17 protein-coding genes are annotated in these 17729 nt (G+C 73.9%); 8 read left to right on the forward strand and 9 right to left on the reverse strand.

Annotation, left to right across the window (positions count from 1 at the left end):
• The first annotated feature begins 54 nt into the window (after positions 1-54).
• Positions 55-1701 carry a DNA repair helicase XPB gene (locus tag ACIBBD_RS26705; RefSeq protein ID WP_399422097.1) on the forward strand — a complete coding sequence of 549 codons (1647 nt, stop codon included), beginning with the start codon at positions 55-57 and terminating at the stop codon, positions 1699-1701.
• Positions 1702-1732: 31 nt separating this feature from the next.
• Here ACIBBD_RS26705 and ACIBBD_RS26710 read toward each other — a convergent pair whose 3' ends face one another.
• Positions 1733-1912 carry a hypothetical protein gene (locus ACIBBD_RS26710; protein WP_399422098.1) on the reverse strand — a complete coding sequence of 60 codons (180 nt, stop codon included), beginning with the start codon at positions 1910-1912 and terminating at the stop codon, positions 1733-1735.
• 323 nt (positions 1913-2235) lie between these two features.
• Between ACIBBD_RS26710 and ACIBBD_RS26715 the strand changes: the two genes are divergently transcribed.
• A complete protein-coding gene (locus ACIBBD_RS26715) occupies positions 2236-4287 on the forward strand; it encodes a HelD family protein (RefSeq protein WP_399422099.1) in 2052 nt (683 codons plus the stop codon).
• A gap of 129 nt (positions 4288-4416) precedes the next feature.
• On the opposite strand, the gene ACIBBD_RS26720 is transcribed toward ACIBBD_RS26715, so the two are convergent.
• Complete coding sequence (locus ACIBBD_RS26720) at positions 4417-5109, reverse strand: copper homeostasis protein CutC (RefSeq protein WP_399422100.1); 693 nt, start codon at positions 5107-5109, stop codon at positions 4417-4419.
• A gap of 127 nt (positions 5110-5236) precedes the next feature.
• Between ACIBBD_RS26720 and ACIBBD_RS26725 the strand changes: the two genes are divergently transcribed.
• Both ACIBBD_RS26725 and ACIBBD_RS26730 read left to right on the forward strand, forming a co-directional pair.
• Positions 5237-5893 carry a hypothetical protein gene (locus ACIBBD_RS26725; RefSeq protein WP_399422101.1) on the forward strand — a complete coding sequence of 219 codons (657 nt, stop codon included), beginning with the start codon at positions 5237-5239 and terminating at the stop codon, positions 5891-5893.
• A gap of 219 nt (positions 5894-6112) precedes the next feature.
• Positions 6113-6961: a hypothetical protein gene (locus ACIBBD_RS26730; protein ID WP_399422102.1), complete on the forward strand. Its 849-nt coding sequence runs from the start codon at positions 6113-6115 to the stop codon at positions 6959-6961.
• Here the strand turns inward: ACIBBD_RS26730 and ACIBBD_RS26735 are convergent.
• Both ACIBBD_RS26735 and ACIBBD_RS26740 read right to left on the reverse strand, forming a co-directional pair.
• Positions 6951-7271, reverse strand: coding sequence for a DUF4031 domain-containing protein (locus tag ACIBBD_RS26735; RefSeq protein WP_399422103.1), 321 nt, complete (start codon positions 7269-7271; stop codon positions 6951-6953). The two genes, ACIBBD_RS26730 and ACIBBD_RS26735, sit on opposite strands and share 11 nt — an antisense overlap.
• A gap of 7 nt (positions 7272-7278) precedes the next feature.
• A complete protein-coding gene (locus tag ACIBBD_RS26740; protein WP_399422104.1) occupies positions 7279-7674 on the reverse strand; it encodes a hypothetical protein in 396 nt (131 codons plus the stop codon).
• 55 nt (positions 7675-7729) lie between these two features.
• Between ACIBBD_RS26740 and ACIBBD_RS26745 the strand changes: the two genes are divergently transcribed.
• The 4 genes from ACIBBD_RS26745 to ACIBBD_RS26760 all read left to right on the forward strand — a co-directional run bounded on the left by ACIBBD_RS26745 (position 7730) and on the right by ACIBBD_RS26760 (position 11900).
• Positions 7730-8626 carry a MurR/RpiR family transcriptional regulator gene (locus tag ACIBBD_RS26745; protein WP_399422105.1) on the forward strand — a complete coding sequence of 299 codons (897 nt, stop codon included), beginning with the start codon at positions 7730-7732 and terminating at the stop codon, positions 8624-8626.
• Between the two features lie 131 nt (positions 8627-8757).
• Positions 8758-9696, forward strand: coding sequence for an N-acetylmuramic acid 6-phosphate etherase (murQ, locus tag ACIBBD_RS26750; protein ID WP_399422106.1), 939 nt, complete (start codon positions 8758-8760; stop codon positions 9694-9696).
• Between the two features lie 16 nt (positions 9697-9712).
• The gene (locus tag ACIBBD_RS26755; protein WP_399422107.1) at positions 9713-11146 is read left to right on the forward strand and encodes a PTS transporter subunit EIIC; all 1434 of its coding nucleotides are present in this window, start codon (positions 9713-9715) and stop codon (positions 11144-11146) included.
• A 187-nt stretch (positions 11147-11333) separates the two neighbouring features.
• A complete protein-coding gene (locus ACIBBD_RS26760) occupies positions 11334-11900 on the forward strand; it encodes a hypothetical protein (protein ID WP_399422108.1) in 567 nt (188 codons plus the stop codon).
• Here ACIBBD_RS26760 and ACIBBD_RS26765 read toward each other — a convergent pair.
• The 5 genes from ACIBBD_RS26765 to ACIBBD_RS26785 all read right to left on the reverse strand — a co-directional run bounded on the left by ACIBBD_RS26765 (position 11897) and on the right by ACIBBD_RS26785 (position 17632).
• Positions 11897-13429: a carboxylesterase/lipase family protein gene (locus ACIBBD_RS26765; RefSeq protein WP_399422109.1), complete on the reverse strand. Its 1533-nt coding sequence runs from the start codon at positions 13427-13429 to the stop codon at positions 11897-11899. The genes ACIBBD_RS26760 and ACIBBD_RS26765 overlap by 4 nt on opposite strands.
• Positions 13430-13536: 107 nt before the next feature.
• On the reverse strand, positions 13537-15009 hold the full coding sequence (locus ACIBBD_RS26770) for an MFS transporter (protein ID WP_399422110.1): 1473 nt from the start codon (positions 15007-15009) through the stop codon (positions 13537-13539).
• A 138-nt stretch (positions 15010-15147) separates the two neighbouring features.
• Entirely contained in the window at positions 15148-16014 is an 867-nt protein-coding gene (locus ACIBBD_RS26775; protein ID WP_399422111.1) for a metallophosphoesterase, read from the reverse strand.
• Positions 16015-16215: 201 nt separating this feature from the next.
• Positions 16216-17343, reverse strand: coding sequence for an NADH:flavin oxidoreductase (locus ACIBBD_RS26780; protein WP_399422113.1), 1128 nt, complete (start codon positions 17341-17343; stop codon positions 16216-16218).
• Between the two features lie 127 nt (positions 17344-17470).
• Positions 17471-17632, reverse strand: coding sequence for a hypothetical protein (locus ACIBBD_RS26785; RefSeq protein ID WP_399422114.1), 162 nt, complete (start codon positions 17630-17632; stop codon positions 17471-17473).
• Between the last annotated feature and the right edge of the window lie 97 nt (positions 17633-17729).

Genomic DNA, 17729 nt, shown 5'->3' on the forward strand with positions numbered 1-17729 from the left:
CGGCCGTCCGTGCGGCACACTGGACGTTTGGCCCGCGCGGAAGGATGCACGTACGTGAACGGTCCTCTCATCGTCCAGTCCGACAAGACCCTGCTCCTGGAGGTCGACCACGAGCAGGCCGACGACTGCCGTCGGGTCATCGCGCCGTTCGCCGAGCTGGAGCGGGCGCCGGAGCACATCCACACCTACCGGGTGACCCCGCTGGGCCTGTGGAACGCGCGGGCGGCCGGGCACGACGCCGAGCAGGTCGTGGACGCGCTGGTGCAGTACAGCCGCTACCCGGTGCCGCACGCGCTGCTGGTCGACATCGCGGAGACGATGGACCGCTACGGCCGGCTGACCCTGAGCAAGCACCCGGCCCACGGCCTGGTCCTGACGACCACCGACCGGCCGGTCCTGGAGGAGATCCTCCGGTCCAAGCGGATCACCCCGCTCGTCGGTGCCCGCATCGACCCGGACACGGTCGCCGTGCACCCCTCCGAGCGCGGGCAGATCAAGCAGGTGCTGCTGAAGCTGGGCTGGCCGGCCGAGGACCTCGCCGGGTACGTCGACGGCGAGGCGCACCCGATCGAGCTGGCCGAGGACGGATGGGCGCTGCGGCCGTACCAGAAGCAGGCCGTGGAGAACTTCTGGCACGGCGGGTCCGGGGTCGTCGTCCTGCCCTGCGGCGCGGGCAAGACGCTGGTCGGCGCCGGGTCGATGGCGCAGGCGAAGGCGACGACGCTCATCCTCGTCACGAACACCGTCTCCGCCCGGCAGTGGAAGCACGAGCTGGTGAAGCGGACGTCGCTGACGGAGGAGGAGATCGGCGAGTACAGCGGGACGCGCAAGGAGATCCGGCCCGTCACGATCGCCACGTACCAGGTGCTGACGACGAAGCGGAAGGGTGTCTACCCGCACCTGGAGCTGTTCGACTCCCGGGACTGGGGCCTGATCGTCTACGACGAGGTGCATCTGCTGCCGGCGCCGGTCTTCAAGTTCACGGCGGACCTCCAGGCGCGCCGCCGTCTCGGCCTGACCGCGACGCTCGTCCGCGAGGACGGGCGGGAGTCGGACGTGTTCTCCCTCATCGGGCCCAAACGGTTCGACGCGCCCTGGAAGGAGATCGAGGCGCAGGGCTACATCGCGCCGGCCGACTGTGTCGAGGTCCGGGTCAACCTCACCGACTCCGAGCGGCTGGCGTACGCCACCGCCGAGACGGAGGAGAAGTACCGCTTCTGCGCGACGACGGCTACGAAGCGGAAGGTGACGGAGGCGATCGTCCGCCGCTTCGCGGGCCAGCAGATCCTCGTCATCGGCCAGTACATCGACCAGCTCGACGAGCTGGGCGAGCACCTGAACGCGCCGGTCATCAAGGGCGAGACCTCCAACGCCCAGCGCGAGAAGCTCTTCGACGCCTTCCGGGAGGGCGAGATCAGCGTGCTGGTGGTCTCGAAGGTCGCGAACTTCTCGATCGACCTGCCGGAGGCCACGGTCGCCATCCAGGTGTCGGGGACCTTCGGATCACGCCAGGAGGAGGCACAGCGCCTGGGCCGGGTGCTGCGGCCCAAGGCCGACGGCCACCAGGCGCACTTCTACTCGGTGGTCGCCCGCGACACCATCGACCAGGACTTCGCCGCGCACCGCCAGCGGTTCCTGGCGGAACAGGGGTACGCCTACCGGATCATGGACGCCGACGAGCTGCTGGCGGAGGGGACCTGAGGCAGGGACCGCGCGCGGGGCCGACGGGGCGTCACCTGCGGCGGACGCCCGCCTCCTCCGCGTACTCACCGAGGACGATCACCTCGAAGGCGGCGCCGGCGAAGACCCTGACGGCGCGCAGGGCGCCGCCGAGACGGTGGCGGTGGATGCCGGAGACGGAGGTCGCGCGGGACGGGCGACCGGGGGCGGGGTGGATGGTCGCTGCACTCATGTCTCCATGATGGATTCCGGTGCACCAGGCCCACATCGGTCTGCGGTGCGAGCCGAGTGCCCCGTCCGTACGCCCCCGGAGGGAGCGCCTACCCCGGGGGTGGGGGCGGGGATCCCCTAGGGGGCGCCTCGTGGATCTTGCCGTAGGTCGCGGACGGCCGTGGAAGCGACTGCCGGTCCCCGGGAAATCCGTTGGCCTGTGCCGTTGGCCCTCCCCTAGAATCTCCGCTCTTGCCCGCCTCCCTCTCGGAGAGCCGCCGTCCGGACGGAAACCGGACGGTATCCCGCAGCGCCCTTCCCGCAGGTCCCTCCGGAGGCACCCCCTTGTCCACGCCCGCCCACGACTCCCCCGCCGACCCCCTCGCCCGCGAGCGCGCCCACCTGAGCGCCTCCCGCTCCGCGTTGCGCGCCATGCGTGAGGACGTCGAGGCCCTCGACATCAGCGACGTCACCGCGAACTGGGTCAACGCCCAGATCCTGGAGCGGCAAATCGCGGACCGCATCAAGGCGCTCGCCGACCTCAGCGACACCCCGCTGTTCTTCGGCCGGCTCGACTACCTGCGCGCTCCCGGCGCCGAGCGGGCGGAGGGCGCCGACGGGGAACGCTTCTACATCGGGCGCCGGCACGTGCACGACGCCGACGGCGACCCGATGGTCATCGACTGGCGTGCGCCGGTGTCGCAGCCGTTCTACCGGGCGTCCAAGAAGGACCCGATGGACATCGCGCTGCGCCGCCGCTTCGGGTACACGGGCGGCGACCTCACCGCGTACGAGGACGAGCACCTCTCCGACCCGGGCGAGGCGGCGACCACCAGCAAGCTGCTCCAGCAGGAGATCGAGCGCCCGCGTGTCGGCCCGATGCGCGACATCGTGGCGACCATCCAGCCCGAGCAGGACGAGATCGTACGGTCGGGTCTGTCGGGCAGCGTGTGTGTGCAGGGAGGCCCGGGGACCGGGAAGACGGCCGTCGGCCTGCACCGGGTCGCGTACCTGCTCTACGCCCACCGCGAGCGGCTGGCCCGCACCGGGACCCTGGTCATCGGGCCGAACCGGTCCTTCCTGCACTACATCGAGCAGGTGCTGCCGGCGCTCGGCGAACTGACGGTGCGCCAGGCCACCGTCGACGATCTGGTCGCGCACGTGGAGGTGCGGGGCACGGACGACGCGGCGGCCGCCGTCGTCAAGGGTGACGCCCGGATGGCGCAGGTGCTGCGCCGGGCCGTGTACTCCCACGTCACGCCGCCCACCGAGCCGGTCGTGGTCGTGCGCGGCTCCCGCCGCTGGCGTGTCCCGGTGTACGAACTGGAGGAGATCGTCCGGGAGTTGCTCGACCGGGGCATCCGCTACGGCGCCGCCCGCGAGGCCCTGCCGCAGCGCATCGCGCACGCCGTGCTGGTGCAGATGGAGCGGGCCGGGGAGGCGCCGGACGACCGGGTGCAGGACGCCGTCGCCCGCAACAGCGCGGTGAAGGCGGCGGTCAAGGCGGTCTGGCCGCCCGTCGACCCGGCGAAGCTGGTGCTGCGCCTGCTCACCGACGCGGACTTCCTCGCCCTGCACGCGGAGGGGATCCTCACCGAGGACGAGCAGAAGACGGTCCTGTGGGCGAGGCAGGTGCGGTCGGTGAAATCCGCCAGGTGGTCGGCCGCGGACGCGGTGCTGATCGACGAGGCGGCGGACCTGGTGGAGCGCACGCACTCGCTGGGCCATGTGGTGCTGGACGAGGCGCAGGACCTGTCCCCCATGCAGTACCGGGCCGTCGGCCGCCGCTGCTCCACCGGCAGCGCGACCGTCCTCGGCGACCTGGCGCAGGGCACGACGCCGTGGGCGACCCGGAGTTGGGAGGAGGCCCTGGCCCACCTCGGCAAGCCCGACGCGGCGGTCGAGGAGCTGACGGCCGGTTTCCGCGTCCCCACGGACGTCATCACCTACGCCTCCCGTCTGCTCCCGCACATCGCCCCGGGGCTGACCCCGGTCGCGTCGGTCCGTGAGAACCCGGGCTTCTTCGACCTGCGCCCGGTCGGGAGCACCGAAGAAGTCGTCGCCGCCTGCGCGGAGTTGCTGCGCCACGAGGGCTCGACGGGTCTGATCGCGGCCGACGCCCGCGTCCCGGCACTGGCCGAGGCCCTGACGGCGGCCGGACTCCCCCATCTCGCCCCCGGCGAGGAGACGACCCGGGAAACCCGCCTGACCCTGGTCCCGGCGTCGCTGGCCAAGGGTCTGGAGTACGACTACGTGGTCCTCGACGAACCCCGGGCCGTGGTCGACGGCGAACCGGACGAGCGAACGGGACTGCGCCGGCTGTACGTCGCCCTGACCCGAGCCGTCTCGGGCCTGATCGTCACCCACGCGGCACCCCTGCCGGCGCAGCTCACCTAGGGTCTGCCCGTCTCCGCCGGTCCCCCTCGGCGGGGAGCCGGGAGGACCGGCGAGTCCCCCCGGGGCCGGCGCCCCTGCCCGGCGCCGGTCAGTCGCCGTCCACTGCCCGCCCCCACTCCCCGGCGCCCGTCAGTCGCCGTCCACTGCCCGCCGCCACTCCCCGACGGCCTCCGCCGAGACCGGGCCCGCCCAGCCGCCGGGCCGGGCCGCCCCACCGATGTGGAAGGCGTCGATGCCGCCCGCCCTCAGGGCCGGCACGTGGTCCAGCCGCAGCCCGCCGCCCACCAGGATCCGCGGCTCGTACCCCGGCTCCCCGCCCCGCCCGGCCTCGGTCAGCAGGGTGGGGAGGCCGTCGTCGACGCCGGTGGGGGAGCCCGCCGTGAGGTAGGCGTCGAGGCCGGGCAGGTCGGCGAGCTGCTTGCGCAGGGCGTCCCGGTCGGCCGCGTGGTCGATGGCCCGGTGGAAGGTCCACCGGCAGCCGTCCAGCGCACCGACCACACGCTCCACGGCGTCCAGGTCGACCCCGCCCTGCGCGTCGAGGAATCCCAGCACGAACTCCTCGGCCCCGGCCTCCCGCAGCTCCCGCGCGACCCGGACCAGCCGCCGCGGGTCCCCCGCGCCGAACCCGTCCGTCAGCCGCAGCATCACGCGCAGGTCGATGTCGACGGCGGCACGGATCCCGGCGAAGGTCGTCACGGGCGGGGTGAGCCCGTCGGCGGCCATGTCGGTGACCAGCTCGAGGCGGTCCGCGCCTCCGGCCCGGGCGGCGAGCGCGTCCTCAACGTCGAGGGCGATCACCTCCAGGACTGCACGCTTGCTCATGGATCCCCATTCGTCCGTCGGTGACGTCTGCCGTTCACACTTCCCAACAGGTCTAGTCCAATCCAGCCTACGCCTGTCGGGCGCGGGACTCACCCACCTCCCCGCCCCGCCGCGCGAAAATGCACCCATGGCCGACACCCCCGACGCCCTCGCCGCCCTCCGCGCCCGCTTCACCCGGGCCCTCGAAGCGGCCCGCGCCCCCGTCACCGCCCCCGACCCCCGCCCCTACGCCGACGACCTCCTCGCCCGCTGGCGGGAACCGCAGCGCCGCTACCACACGCTCACCCACCTCACCGCGGTCCTGGACCACATCGACACCCTCGCCGCGTACGCCGACGACCCGGACGTGGTCCGGCTGGCGGCCTGGTTCCACGACGCGGTCTACCTGCCCGACCGCTCCGAGAACGAGGAGCGCTCGGCCCGCGTCGCCGAACGCGCCCTGCCCGAGGCCGGCCTCCCCGACACCAAGACCGCCGAGGTCGCCCGTCTGGTCCGCCTCACCGTCACCCACGACCCGGCCGACGACGACCGCGACGGCCAGGTCCTGTGCGACGCCGACCTCGCGATCCTGGCCGCGCCGCCGTCGTCGTACGCCGCGTACACGGCCGCGGTCCGCGAGGAGTACCACTTCGTGCCGAACGAGGCCTTCCGCGAGGGCCGCGCGGAGATCCTGCGCCAACTCCTCGCCCTGCCCCGCCTGTTCCGCACCCCGCACGGCGCGCGGGAGTGGGAGGCGACGGCGCGCTACAACCTGCGGGGCGAGCTGGAGCTGCTGACGCAGTGACACCTGCGCGGCGCACGCGGAGCGCGCCAGCCTCGCACCGGCGGCCGGTGCGGGCGAGAGGATCTACGCGTATGAGCTGCGCGGACGGCCACGACCTGGCGTAGGCGGAGCCCGTCCTCGCGCTTTCGCCTCCCGCGGCCCCCTCCCGGTTCCGATAATTCGGTACGGCGGTGCCGGCGCGCGCGGTCCGGGTACGCCGGGGGAAGCGGGGGAGCGTCCATGAGTCACCACGGCCCGTCCACGCCACCGGAGCCACCCGGCCGCCCGCACCCGGACCCCGACCACCACCGGCTGGCCCGGCGGAGCGTGCGCTGGACCATCGTCGGCGTGGTGATCAGCACCGCCCTCGCGCTGATCGGGCTGTACGTCGACGCCGCGCGCTCCGACCACGGCGGTTCCGGCCCGGGCACCACCACGGGCGGCACCACGACGAGCGGGGGCCCGTCCGCGGACCCGGGCGGCACGGACGGCGGCGGGAGCACGGTCGCAGGCGGCACCGACTCCGCAGGCGCCGACGGCGGGGGCACGTCCCGCTCGGGCGGCACCTCGGACGGCGGCACCGCGTCCGAGGGCGGCACGTCAGGCTCCGGTGCCGCCTCCGGCACCTCCCGCCCGGACGGTCCGACCGCCGCCGAGCACGACCTGCGCGACTCCCTCAACAGCGACCAGTGGTCGCGCGACAGTTGCACGCGTGCCCTGTGGCCCGGCTCGGACGCCGCCCTGTTCTGCACGGTGACCACCACGGACGCGTACGGCACCGCGTACACCGGCAAGGCGAGCGTCGTGACGTACGCGACGAAGAGCGCCCGGGACGCCGTCTTCCAGCGGTACGCCTCCCGCGTGCAGATGGGCGACTGCGAGACGCAGACCGACGTGTACGGCAGCTGGGCCGAGAACGACAGCCCGGACCGGGCCGCCGGCGACGTGGTCTGCTACCTGGCCACCTCCGGGCAGTACGTCTTCCTCTGCAGCTACTACGACCGCCCCGCGCTCGTGCAGATCACCGGCCCCGACCGGGCGGGCCTCACCGCCTGGTGGCACACGATGGAGCCGGTGTTCAGCGACTGACGCCGCCCGCCCGGCCGCCTTCGCCCTCGCGACCGCCCCCGTCCGCCCGGCCGCCGCCCTTGCGCCGGCGCAGCCCCGCCCCGCGCAGCAGCCGCACCACCTCCCGGCTGCTGACCTCCACCGCGCCGGCCGCCACCGCGTCCGCGTACCGGTGCGAGGGAAGGTCGTAGTGGTCGCGCTCGAACGCCCGTCTGGGGACGCCCAACCGCTCCGCGAAGTCGTGCAGTTCGTCGTAGGAGACGTCGCTGACGAGGTGGGACCACATGCGCCCGTGCCCCGGCCAGCTCGGCGGGTCGATGTAGACGGTCACGTGTGCCTCACGAGGACGGCTTCCCGCCGGTCGCCGAGCCGAGCGCCCCCACCGCCGCGACCTTCACCCCCGCCTTGTGGCACACCCAGTGCGGGTCGGGCCCGAGTTCCGGCTCGACGTCGAGGGCGTGCGGATCGCCGGAGCCGCAGACCGGGCACAGCGGCCAGCGCCCGTACCGCTCCAGCAGCGCGTCCTGCACGTCCTGCGCCACCAGCCCGGCGACGAAGTCCATGCCGTCCGGCCACTGCGCGACCCACCACCGCCGCTGCACGACGGACTCCTCGACCATGGACACCACGTCCGCCGCGGCCACCTCGCCCGCGGCGAGGTCGGCGAGGACGAGGGCACGGGCCGCGTGCAACGCCTGTTCCAGGGGGCTGACGGGGTTGCCGGAGGGATCCATGTCCCCATTGTGCGCACTCTTGACCCCCGCGCCGAACCGAAAATACCTTTCCTGGGTGACCCGGGACCTGGAGGAGACCTTCGGCGGCACCGCGGCCTCCGCCCTGGCCTCGAAGGTCCGCACGCTCACCCCGTCCATGACCCGCTCCATGCAGCGCGTCGCCGAGGCCATCGCCGGCGACCCGGCCGGCTGTGCCGCGCTCACGGTCACCGGCCTCGCCGAACGGACCGGCACCAGCGAGGCCACCGTCGTCCGCACCGCCCGCCTCCTCGGCTACCCCGGCTACCGCGACCTGCGGCTCGCCCTCGCCGGCCTCGCGGCGCGCCAGCGGTCCGGCCGCGCGCCCGCCCTCACCACCGACATCGCCGTCGACGACCCCCTGGCCGACGTCGTCGCCAAACTCGCCCACGACGAGCGGCAGACCCTCGCCGACACCGCCGCCGGTCTCGACACCGGCCAACTCGGCGCGGCGGTCGACGCGGTGGCCGCCGCCCGCCGGACCGACGTCTACGGCATCGGCGCGTCCGGGCTGGTCGCCCAGGACCTCGTCCAGAAACTGCTGCGGATCGGGCTCATCGCCCACGCCCACGGCGATCCGCACCTCGCCGTGACCAACGCCGTGCAGCTGCGGGCGGGTGACGTCGCCGTGGCGATCACGCACTCCGGGACGACGGGTGACGTGATCGAGCCGTTGCGGGTGGCGTTCGAGCGGGGCGCGACGACCGTCGCCATCACCGGGCGGCCGGGCGGGGCGGTCACGCAGTACGCGGACCACGTGCTGACGACGTCCACCGCGCGGGAGAGCGAGCTGCGGCCCGCGGCGATGTCGTCCCGTACGGGGCAGTTGCTGGTGGTGGACTGTCTGTTCGTGGGGGTGGCCCAGCGAACCTACGAGACGGCCGCGCCTTCGCTGGCCGCGAGCTACGAGGCGTTGGCCCACCGGCACCGGTGAGCCGTGGACCGTAGGAGTGACCGTCCGGGGCGTCCGCGGGTTCGTCGTGGCCTGTCGCGCGGTTCCCCGCGCCCTTCGAGGCACGCTGCACCACCCCCCTGATCACGATGCACCGGAGAGAACCGCTTCCCATGAACTCCTCCGCCTCCCACCCCCACGGCCTCCTCGCCCAACTCGACTCCCTCACCACCGAGGCCTTCCGGCCCGACCTCGCCGAGATCGACCGGCTGCCCACCCTCGAGATCGCCCGGCTCATGAACGGCGAGGACACGGCCGTGCCCGTCGCCGTGGCGGACCGGTTGCCGGCCGTCGCCGCCGCCATCGACGCCATCGCCGAGCGGATGGCTCGGGGCGGGCGGCTGATCTACGCCGGCGCGGGCACCGCCGGCCGGCTGGGCGTCCTGGACGCCTCCGAGTGCCCGCCCACCTTCAACACGGCCCCGGGACAGGTCGTCGGCCTCGTCGCCGGCGGCCCGCGGGCCCTGGTCACCTCGGTCGAGGGGGCCGAGGACTCCCGGGAGCTGGCGGAGGCCGACCTGGCCGCGCTCGCGCTGACCCCCGAGGACACGGTGGTCGGCGTCTCGGCGTCCGGGCGGACGCCGTACGCGCTCGGGGCGGTGGCGTACGCCCGCGCGCGGGGTGCGCTGACCGTCGGGCTGGCCTGCAACGCGGGCAGTGCGCTGGCGGCGGCCGCCGAGCACGGCATCGAGGTCGTGGTCGGGCCGGAGCTGCTCACCGGGTCGACCCGCCTGAAGGCGGGCACGGCGCAGAAGCTGGTGCTGAACATGCTGTCGACGATCACGATGATCCGGCTGGGCAAGACGTACGGGAACCTGATGGTCGACGTCCGCGCCTCGAACGAGAAGCTGCGGGCCCGTTCGCGGCGGATCGTGTCGCTGGCGACGGGGGCGGGTGACGACGAGGTCGAGAGCGCCCTCGCGGCCACCGACGGCGAGGTGAAGGACGCGATCCTGGTCCTGCTCGCCGGGGTGGACGGGCGGACGGCCGCCCGCCTTCTGGAGGAGTCCGGCGGTCATCTGCGTGCCGCGCTCGCCGCGGCGCGGCCCTGAGCCGCACGCTCGGGGCATGCCCATCGATCCCCTTGTCACGGCCACCGCGATCCTCCCCCTGGTCGGCGGCCCCGCGAACGTCGCCTCCGTCGCCCACTGCATGACCCGGCTGCGGCTGCGCCTGGCCGATCCGTCCCGGGTGGACGTGGAGGCGCTGCGGGCGCTGCCCGGGGTGCTCGGGGTCGTCGTGGCCGACGGCACGTACCAGGTGGTGCTGGGTCCGGGTGCGGTCACGAAGGTGACGGCCGCGTTCGAGGGGCTGGTGGGCGGGCCGACGACCGCCGGGGAACTGGCCGCGCGGGGTGCCGCGTTGCGGGCGGAGCGCAGGCGGCGCAACGCCACCCCCGTCAAGACCGCCCTGCGCCGGGTCGCCGCCGTCTTCGTCCCGCTCATCCCGGCCCTCATCGGCTGCGGGATCCTCGCCGGCGTGAACGGCCTGCTGGTCAACGCCGGCCTGCTGCCGTGGCTGACGCCCGCGCTGGCCGCCGTCGCCTCCGGCTTCATGGCGCTGATCGCCGTCTTCGTCGGGCACAACACGGCGAAGGAGTTCGGCGGCACGCCGGTGCTCGGCGGCGCGGTCGCGGCGATCGTCGTGTATCCGGGGGTCGCGAAGGTCACCGCGTTCGGGGTGACGCTCGCCCCGGGCCAGGGCGGCGTCCTCGGCGCGCTGGCGGCCGCGCTGCTGGCGACGTACGTGGAGAAGGCGTGCCGCGGCCGGATCCCGGACACGCTGGACGTGCTCCTCACCCCGACCCTGACCGTCCTCGTCGCGGGCCTCGCCACCCTGTACGGCCTCATGTACGCGGCCGGCGCGGTGTCCACGGCCATCGGCACGGCCGCGAACTGGCTGCTCGTGACGACGGGGGCCTTCGCCGGTCTGGTCCTGGGCGGTCTGTTCCTGCCGCTGGTGATGCTGGGCCTGCACCAGGCCCTGATCCCCATCCACACCACCCTCATCGAACAGCAGGGCTACACCGTGCTGCTCCCGATCCTGGCGATGGCGGGCGCGGGCCAGGTCGGCGCGTCGCTCGCGGTCTACGTCCGGCTGCGTCACGACACGTCGATGCGTACGACGATCAGGTCGGCGCTCCCGGCGGGTCTGCTGGGCGTCGGCGAACCCCTGATCTACGGCGTGTCCCTGCCGCTGGGCCGGCCCTTCCTCACGGCCTGCGTGGGCGGGGCGGCCGGCGGGGCCTTCGTCGGGTTCTTCGCGATGCTCGGCGACGAGGTGGGCACCACCGCGATCGGCCCGTCCGGCTGGGCCCTGTTCCCCCTGCTCGCCGGGAACCAGGGCTGGGGGACCCTGCTCGCGGTCTACGCGGGCGGGCTGCTGACGGGTTACGCGGTCGGCTTCGCCGTGACGTACGTCCTCGGCGTCCCCGGCCGCGCGGCGCCGTCGGCGGCCCCCGGTGACTCTTCCGGCGGCCCGGCACCGTCACGGTCCAGGTGATGACGCCACCCGGGTCCCGGCCGCCGCTTGCGTACCGCGGAACCGGTGTGATCGTGCCCACGGCCGACGCCGGCTGCCCCTGCGCCGGCCGCCGGCGTCGGCGGACTGTCGGTGGCATGTGCGACGGTTGGTGTCGTCGGAGTCCGGCGCACGACCGCGGAAAGCGGCAGGAACGGAGACGCTCGCCATGAACCACGCCCAGCTCACCCACCTGGGCCGTGCCCTCCGCCTCCTCGGTGAGCACGGGGAGGCCCTCACCGCGGACACCCCGGACGCCAAGCTGCACGAGGTCAAGGCCGACCTGCGGCGGGCCCTGGAGCTGCTGGAGGAGAGCGTCGACGGCGCCGCGCCCGCGACCCGCTGCGCCGAGCATCCGAACGGGCCCGTCGACGAGGGCGCCCCCGACCGGTGCCTGCTGTGCGAGACGCGCCGGCGAGCTGCCCGCCGGGCCGAGTTCAACGGCCCCGCCCCGCAGCCCGCGCCCCGCACCGCCCCCTCCCGCTACGGCACCCGCGGCGACCGCCCCCAGCCCCAGCAGCGCTGGCTGCCGGAGCTGTGGAACGGACAGGAGTGGCAGCTGTGCGGCACGCCCCGCCGCGACCGCCGTGAGGCCGAGCTGTACCTCGCCGCCCTGCGGCGCGGCTCCCGCCCCGCCATGGCCTACCGCCTGGTGCACGAGTTCACCGACTACGAGGTCCTGCGCGTCTGGGGCACCCCGGTGAAGGTCGACATCGAGCCCCTCGGCAACCTCTAGGCCTCCAGCAGGGGCAGCGGCGGGAAGTCGTGTCCGTCCCACAGGCGGCGGGCCGTCTCCTCCGGGTACGGGCGGACCTCCGGCCGGGCGTCGAGCACCTGCACCAGCCGCCGTGTGTCGTACGCCGGCCAGCCCGGGTCGCCCGTCCTCGCGAACGCCGTCCAGGCCTCGCGCATACGGGACGACAGCGCCCTCGCCTCCTCCGTCACCTCCCCGTCCGCGAACAGCAGGTTGCCCAGGTCCGCGCGGTAGGTGCCGAACAGCAGCGGGATGTCCAGACCGTGGCACGCGCCCAGGACGCCGCCCATGCCGGGGGCCGGCCAGGTCAGCTCGTACACATGGGCCCGGCCGCCGCCCGCGACCTGTGCCTCGGCCAAGTGCAGGGACGGCATGTGGAACAGCCAGTCGGACTGCACCCGCTCGAACAGCTCGCCAGGACCGGCCTGCGGATAGGCCGCCCGGTACGCGCGCTCCCCCGCCTCCCCGCCGCCCGGCCCGAACAGACGCAGCGCTCCCGTCGCCTGCTCCTCGGTCACCTTGCCCATGAGCCCGGCCAGGGCCACGAACAGCCGGTACTCCTGGGCGTTGTGCCCGACGACCAGCTCCACGTCCCGGCCGGCACCCGCCGCCAGCGCCCGCCAGGGGGTGACCGGCAGGACCTCGCCGTCGACGACGGGGGAGAACGGGGTGACGGTGGGCGCGACCCTCCCCCACCGGTCCACCCGCTCCGCCATCTTCGCCCCCAGGGCCGCCCCGGCCTCGGTCAGCTCGCGCGGGTCGACGGTGGCCAGGTCCGCGGCCGTCGGGCGCAGTCCGGCCTCGGCGGCGATGGCGGCGGCGAGGTCACGGGCCAGCTCGTCGGAGAAGTACGTGCCGGGCACGCTCTGCGCGATCGCCCGCCCGAACAGACCCCGCGTGCCGGGCATGGCCAGCAGCGCGGCGACCGAACCGGCGCCGGCCGACTCACCGAAGACGGTCACCCGGCCCGGGTCCCCGCCGAACGCCGCGATGTTGTCCCGCACCCACTCCAGCGCGGCGACCTGGTCGAGCAGCCCCCGGTTGGCGGGCGCGCCCTCGATCCGGGCGAAGCCCTCGACGCCGACGCGGTAGTTGAGGGTGACGACGAGCAGGTCACCGGCGCGGGCGAGGTGCTGGGCGTCGTAGCCCGGGCTGCCGGCGTGGCCGAGCTTGTAGGCGCCGCCGTAGATCCAGACCATCACCGGGCGGGGGGTGGTGGACGGCGCCTCCGGCGTCCAGACGTTCACCGTCAGCCAGTCGTCGCCGGCGGGGGCGGTCACGGCACCGGTGCGGCCGACGATGCCGGCTTCCTGCGGCGGCGGCGGTCCGAAGGCGTACGCCTCCCGGACGCCCTCCCAGGGCACGGGCGGGCGCGGTGCCTGGAAACGGGCCGCTCCGACCGGGGGCGCGGCGAAGGGTATGCCGCGGAACACGGTCAGGTCGTCCTCCCGGCGTCCCCGGACGGCTCCGGCGGCGGTGCGCACCACGGGCCCGGCGTCGGCTGGCGTCATCGATCACTCCTCGTCAGGTGGGCTGCCGGTGGAACGGGCGGTGGAGGGGGAAAGTGCCGGGGCGGCCGGCCCCGCGGAGGCGGTGACGGCCGCCGTCGACGGGTCGGTTAGGCCTTGAGCGGGGTCGTCTCCTCGGCGTCCTCGGTGGCCGTGGGCCGCACCGCGGCCGTGCGGCCGGGGATGAAGGCGGCGAGCACGAAGGCGAGGAGGGCCGCTCCCGCGCCGATGGCCATGACGACCTTGAAGCCGTTCTCCGAGGGGAGGGCGTAGCCGCCGAAGTCGGTGGTCATCTGGGCGAGGATCACCCCGGCGAGGGCGCTCGCGAACGAGGTGCCCAGGGAGCGCATCAGCGTGTTGAGGCTGTTGGCGGCACCGGTCTGGGAGGGGTCGACCGCGCCCATGATCAGGGCGGGCATGGCGCCGTAGGTGAAGCCGACGCCGCCGCCGATGACACAGGACACCAGGATCAGGTGCCAGAGCTCGGACATGAGGACGATGTTCAGGCCGTAGCCGGCGGCGACGATCAGCGCGCCGGTCATCAGCGTGACCTTCGGTCCCCTGGTCTTGGTGATCCCGGCGGAGACGGCGGACATGGCCATCATCACCAGGCCCTGCGGGGCGAGCACGAGGCCGACGGTCAGCATCGACCTGCCCAGGCCGTAGCCGGTCTGCTCGGGCAGCTGCAGCAGCTGGGGCAGGACCAGGGACATCGCGAACATCGAGAAGCCGAGGGCGACGGAGGCGAGGTTGGTGAACAGCACCTGCGTCCTCGCGGTGGTGCGCAGGTCGACCAGCGGCTGAGCCGCCCGTAGCTCCCACCGGCCCCAGGCCGCCAGGATCACCACGGCGGCGGCGCCCAGGCCGAGCGTGGTGCCGGACGTCCAGCCCCAGTCGCCGCCCTTGGACACGGCGAGCAGCAGGGTGACCAGTCCGGCGGACAGACCGAGGGCGCCGACGAGGTCGAAGCGGCCGCCGGCGCGGTTCGCGGACTCCGGCACGACCAGCAGGACCAGCAGGAAGGCGAGGGCGCCGAGCACGGCGGAGGTCCAGAACAGGAGGTGCCAGTCCCAGTTGTCCGCGATGAACGCGGCGGCGGGCAGGCCGAGCGCGCCGCCGACGCCGAGGGAGGCGCTCATCAGGGCGGTGGACCCGGCGAGCCGCTCGGCGGGCAGCGCGTCCCGCATGATGCTGATGCCCAGCGGCACCACGGCGGCGGCGAGGCCCTGCAGGGCGCGGCCGGCGATCATCGGGGTGAGGGAGTCGGCGAGGGCGCACACCACCGAGCCGCTGACCAGCAGGACGATGCTGGTCAGCAGCATCCGCCGCTTGCCGATCATGTCGCCGAGCCGGCCGACGACCGGGGTGGCCACGGCGGCCGCCAGCAGGGTGGCGGTGACCGCCCAGGCGGTGTCGGACGCGGGTGCGTCCAGCAGCTTCGGCAGTTGCGGGACGATCGGGATGACCAGGGTCTGCATCAGCGAGACGACGATCCCGGCGAGGGCCAGTACCGCCACCACGGCGTTCGACCTCGGCGGCGCGGTCGGTCCCGCCGCGGGGGGCCGGGCAAGGGCGTCGGACATGGCTGGGCCTCCGTCGGCAGCAGAAAAGAAGTGCTTGACTCAAGCAACCATAAGTGGCGTTAATTGAGTTAAGCAAGCTAACTCGGCCGGACGTCGGCGCCGGCCGGCTGGAACGCACCGCCCGGAACCCCTCACCGCTCAGCCCTCCCGTTCGACGAACGCCCGGGTCCGCTCCTCGTCCCGTTCGTAGACCGTCTCGTGCGCCCGCGGGTCGCGGGCGTGGAAGGTGTGGAACACCGGACCCGTCGGTCCGCCCAGATCCACCAGGGACGCGGACGCCCCGCGCACCGCGCGCTCCGTCCCGGGCGCGGCGGTCAGATCGACGCGGTTGACGACGCCCGGCGTCACCCAGACCGGCACCGACGCCAGGAAACCGCACAGCTGGAGGTGGAAGTGCCCGGTCAGCAGGACTCGTACGTCACTCCCCCGGATCACCGCCGCCAGTTCCTCGGGGTCGCGCAGCCCGAAGACCGGCTGGGTCGCCGAGAGGCCGAGGTGGATCGGGGGGTGGTGGAAGGCCAGGACGGTGCCGTGCTCGGCGGGCACGCTCAGCACCTCGCGCAGCCATTCCAGTTGGGCCGCGCCCAGCCGGCCGTACACCTTCCCCGGCACCAGTGAGTCCAGGGTGACGAACCGCCGGCCGCCGACCGTGCTCACGGCGGCGCACCCGTCACCGACTGCCTCCGCCCGGTCGGTGCCGTCCGCCGCGAGGTGCCCGCTGCCCAGCACCTCGGCGAAGGCGGACCGCTCGTCGTGGTTGCCGGTGGTGTAGAAGACGGGGGCGTCCACGGCCCGGGCGAAGTCGCCGACCAGCTCCCGTACGGCCCGGTACGCCTCCACCGCGCCGTCGTCGGCGAGGTCGCCGGTGACGACGACCGCGTCCACGTCCCGCACCGGGCGGAGTTCCGCGAGCATCCGGCGCAGGGAGTCGGTGGCGTCGACGCCGTGGGGGTGGGGCGCGTCGGAGCGCCGCAGATGGGTGTCCGAGAGATGAATGATCCTCATCTCCCGGACGCTACCCAGTACTTGGGGAGCCTGGGCTCCTTTTTCCCAGCTCAGCCCGTGAAGCTCAGCCTTGCGACTCAGCCTTTTCGGCTCGGCCTTGCTCAGCTCGGCCTCGCGGCTCACCCCTCGCGACCCAGCCTTGCTCGGCTCACCCTTTTCGGCTGACCCTTTTCGGCTCCACCTTGCTCAGCTCGGCCTTTCTCAGCTGAGCGTGCGCAGCGACGCCGCGTCGTACGGCTTCAGCTCGTCGAAGCGGCCGGCGAGGACCTTGGCCGCCCACTCCGGGTCCTGGAGGAGGGCGCGGCCGACGGCCACCAGGTCGAACTCGTCGCGCTCCAGGCGGTCGAGGAGGTCGTCGATGCCCTTGATCTCGGAGCCCTCACCCTGGAAGGCCTTGATGAAGTCGCCGTTGAGGCCGACCGAGCCGACGGTGATGGCGGGCCTGCCGGTGAGCTTCTTCGTCCAGCCCGCGAGGTTGAGGTCGGAGCCGTCGAACTCGGGCAGCCAGTAGCGGCGGGTGGAGGCGTGGAAGGCGTCGGCACCGGCCGCGGCGAGCGGGGCGAGGATGGCCTCCAGCTCCTCCGGGGTCTCGGCGAGCCTCGCGTCGTAGGCCTCCTGCTTCCACTGCGAGTAGCGGAAGATGACCGGGAAGTCGGCCGAGACCGTCGCGCGGACCGCCGCGACGATCTCCGCCGCGAACTTCGTACGGGCCACCGGGTCGCCGCCGTAGGCGTCCGTGCGGCGGTTGGTGCCCGCCCACAGGAACTGGTCGATGAGGTAGCCGTGGGCGCCGTGGATCTCCACGCCGTCGAAGCCGATGCGCTCGGCGGCCGCGGCGGCCTCGGCGAACGCGCCGATGACGTCGTCCAGGTCGCGCTGGGTCATCGCCTTGCCGGTGCCCTCGGTGCCGTCGACGCGCAGTCCGGACGGGCCGACGGCGGGGGCCTGCGGGAAGGGCGGCTCGCCCTGCTTGCGGACCATGCCGATGTGCCACAGCTGCGGCACGATCGTCCCGCCCGCCGCGTGCACCGCCTCGGCGACCTTCGCCCAGCCCGCCAGTTGCTCGTCGCCGTGGAAGCGCGGCACCCGGTCGCTCTGCCCGGCCGACTCGTGGCCGACGTACGTGCCCTCGGTGACGATCAGGCCCACCCCGGCCGCGGCGCGGCGGGCGTAGTACGACACGACGTCCTCACCGGGGATGCCTCCCGGCGAGAACATGCGCGTCATCGGCGCCATCGCGATGCGGTTCGGGACGGTCAGGCCGTTGAGGGATACCGGGCGGGAGAGGATCTCGGCGGCGCGGGATGCGGAGGACTCGGTGACGGTCACGTGGGGGGCTCCTCGTCAGGGGACCAGATGGTATGTGCATGCGCATGAACGCTGTCCGTGCCAACCACTCGGCCCGCCCCCGGCATCCCGCTCCGCCCTGTGATGCCGGACACAACGGGCTCGCGTCTCAGGCCGGCCAGTGGTCGCGCAGCCACCAGAGCAACAGGCTGACCACCCCGGAGCCCGCGGCGCCGGCGGCGCCGAGAGCCGCCTGGCGGACGAGCCGGCGTCCGAACGTCCGCCGGGGCGCGGACGGTCGCTCGGCCTTGGCCTCATCGGACACGGTCATGGTGTTCCTCCCCATCACGATCGGGCGGCTGCCCCGCCCGGGACCGATCGTGGCCGATCCGGACCGGCCACCGGCCGCCGAAGACCGTTTCCGGCGT

This window comes from Streptomyces sp. NPDC051315 (assembly GCF_044455165.1).
GTDB lineage: Bacteria > Actinomycetota > Actinomycetes > Streptomycetales > Streptomycetaceae > Streptomyces.

Coding starts and splice junctions, on each gene's coding strand:
- ACIBBD_RS26710 (WP_399422098.1), bottom strand. CDS start 1,912: ATGAGTGCAGCGACCATCCACCCCGCCCCCGGTCGCCCGTCCCGCGCG.
- ACIBBD_RS26720 (WP_399422100.1), bottom strand. CDS start 5,109: ATGAGCAAGCGTGCAGTCCTGGAGGTGATCGCCCTCGACGTTGAGGAC.
- ACIBBD_RS26725 (WP_399422101.1), top strand. CDS start 5,237: ATGGCCGACACCCCCGACGCCCTCGCCGCCCTCCGCGCCCGCTTCACC.
- ACIBBD_RS26730 (WP_399422102.1), top strand. CDS start 6,113: ATGAGTCACCACGGCCCGTCCACGCCACCGGAGCCACCCGGCCGCCCG.
- ACIBBD_RS26740 (WP_399422104.1), bottom strand. CDS start 7,674: ATGGATCCCTCCGGCAACCCCGTCAGCCCCCTGGAACAGGCGTTGCAC.
- murQ (WP_399422106.1), top strand. CDS start 8,758: ATGAACTCCTCCGCCTCCCACCCCCACGGCCTCCTCGCCCAACTCGAC.
- ACIBBD_RS26755 (WP_399422107.1), top strand. CDS start 9,713: ATGCCCATCGATCCCCTTGTCACGGCCACCGCGATCCTCCCCCTGGTC.
- ACIBBD_RS26760 (WP_399422108.1), top strand. CDS start 11,334: ATGAACCACGCCCAGCTCACCCACCTGGGCCGTGCCCTCCGCCTCCTC.
- ACIBBD_RS26765 (WP_399422109.1), bottom strand. CDS start 13,429: ATGACGCCAGCCGACGCCGGGCCCGTGGTGCGCACCGCCGCCGGAGCC.
- ACIBBD_RS26770 (WP_399422110.1), bottom strand. CDS start 15,009: ATGTCCGACGCCCTTGCCCGGCCCCCCGCGGCGGGACCGACCGCGCCG.
- ACIBBD_RS26775 (WP_399422111.1), bottom strand. CDS start 16,014: ATGAGGATCATTCATCTCTCGGACACCCATCTGCGGCGCTCCGACGCG.
- ACIBBD_RS26785 (WP_399422114.1), bottom strand. CDS start 17,632: ATGACCGTGTCCGATGAGGCCAAGGCCGAGCGACCGTCCGCGCCCCGG.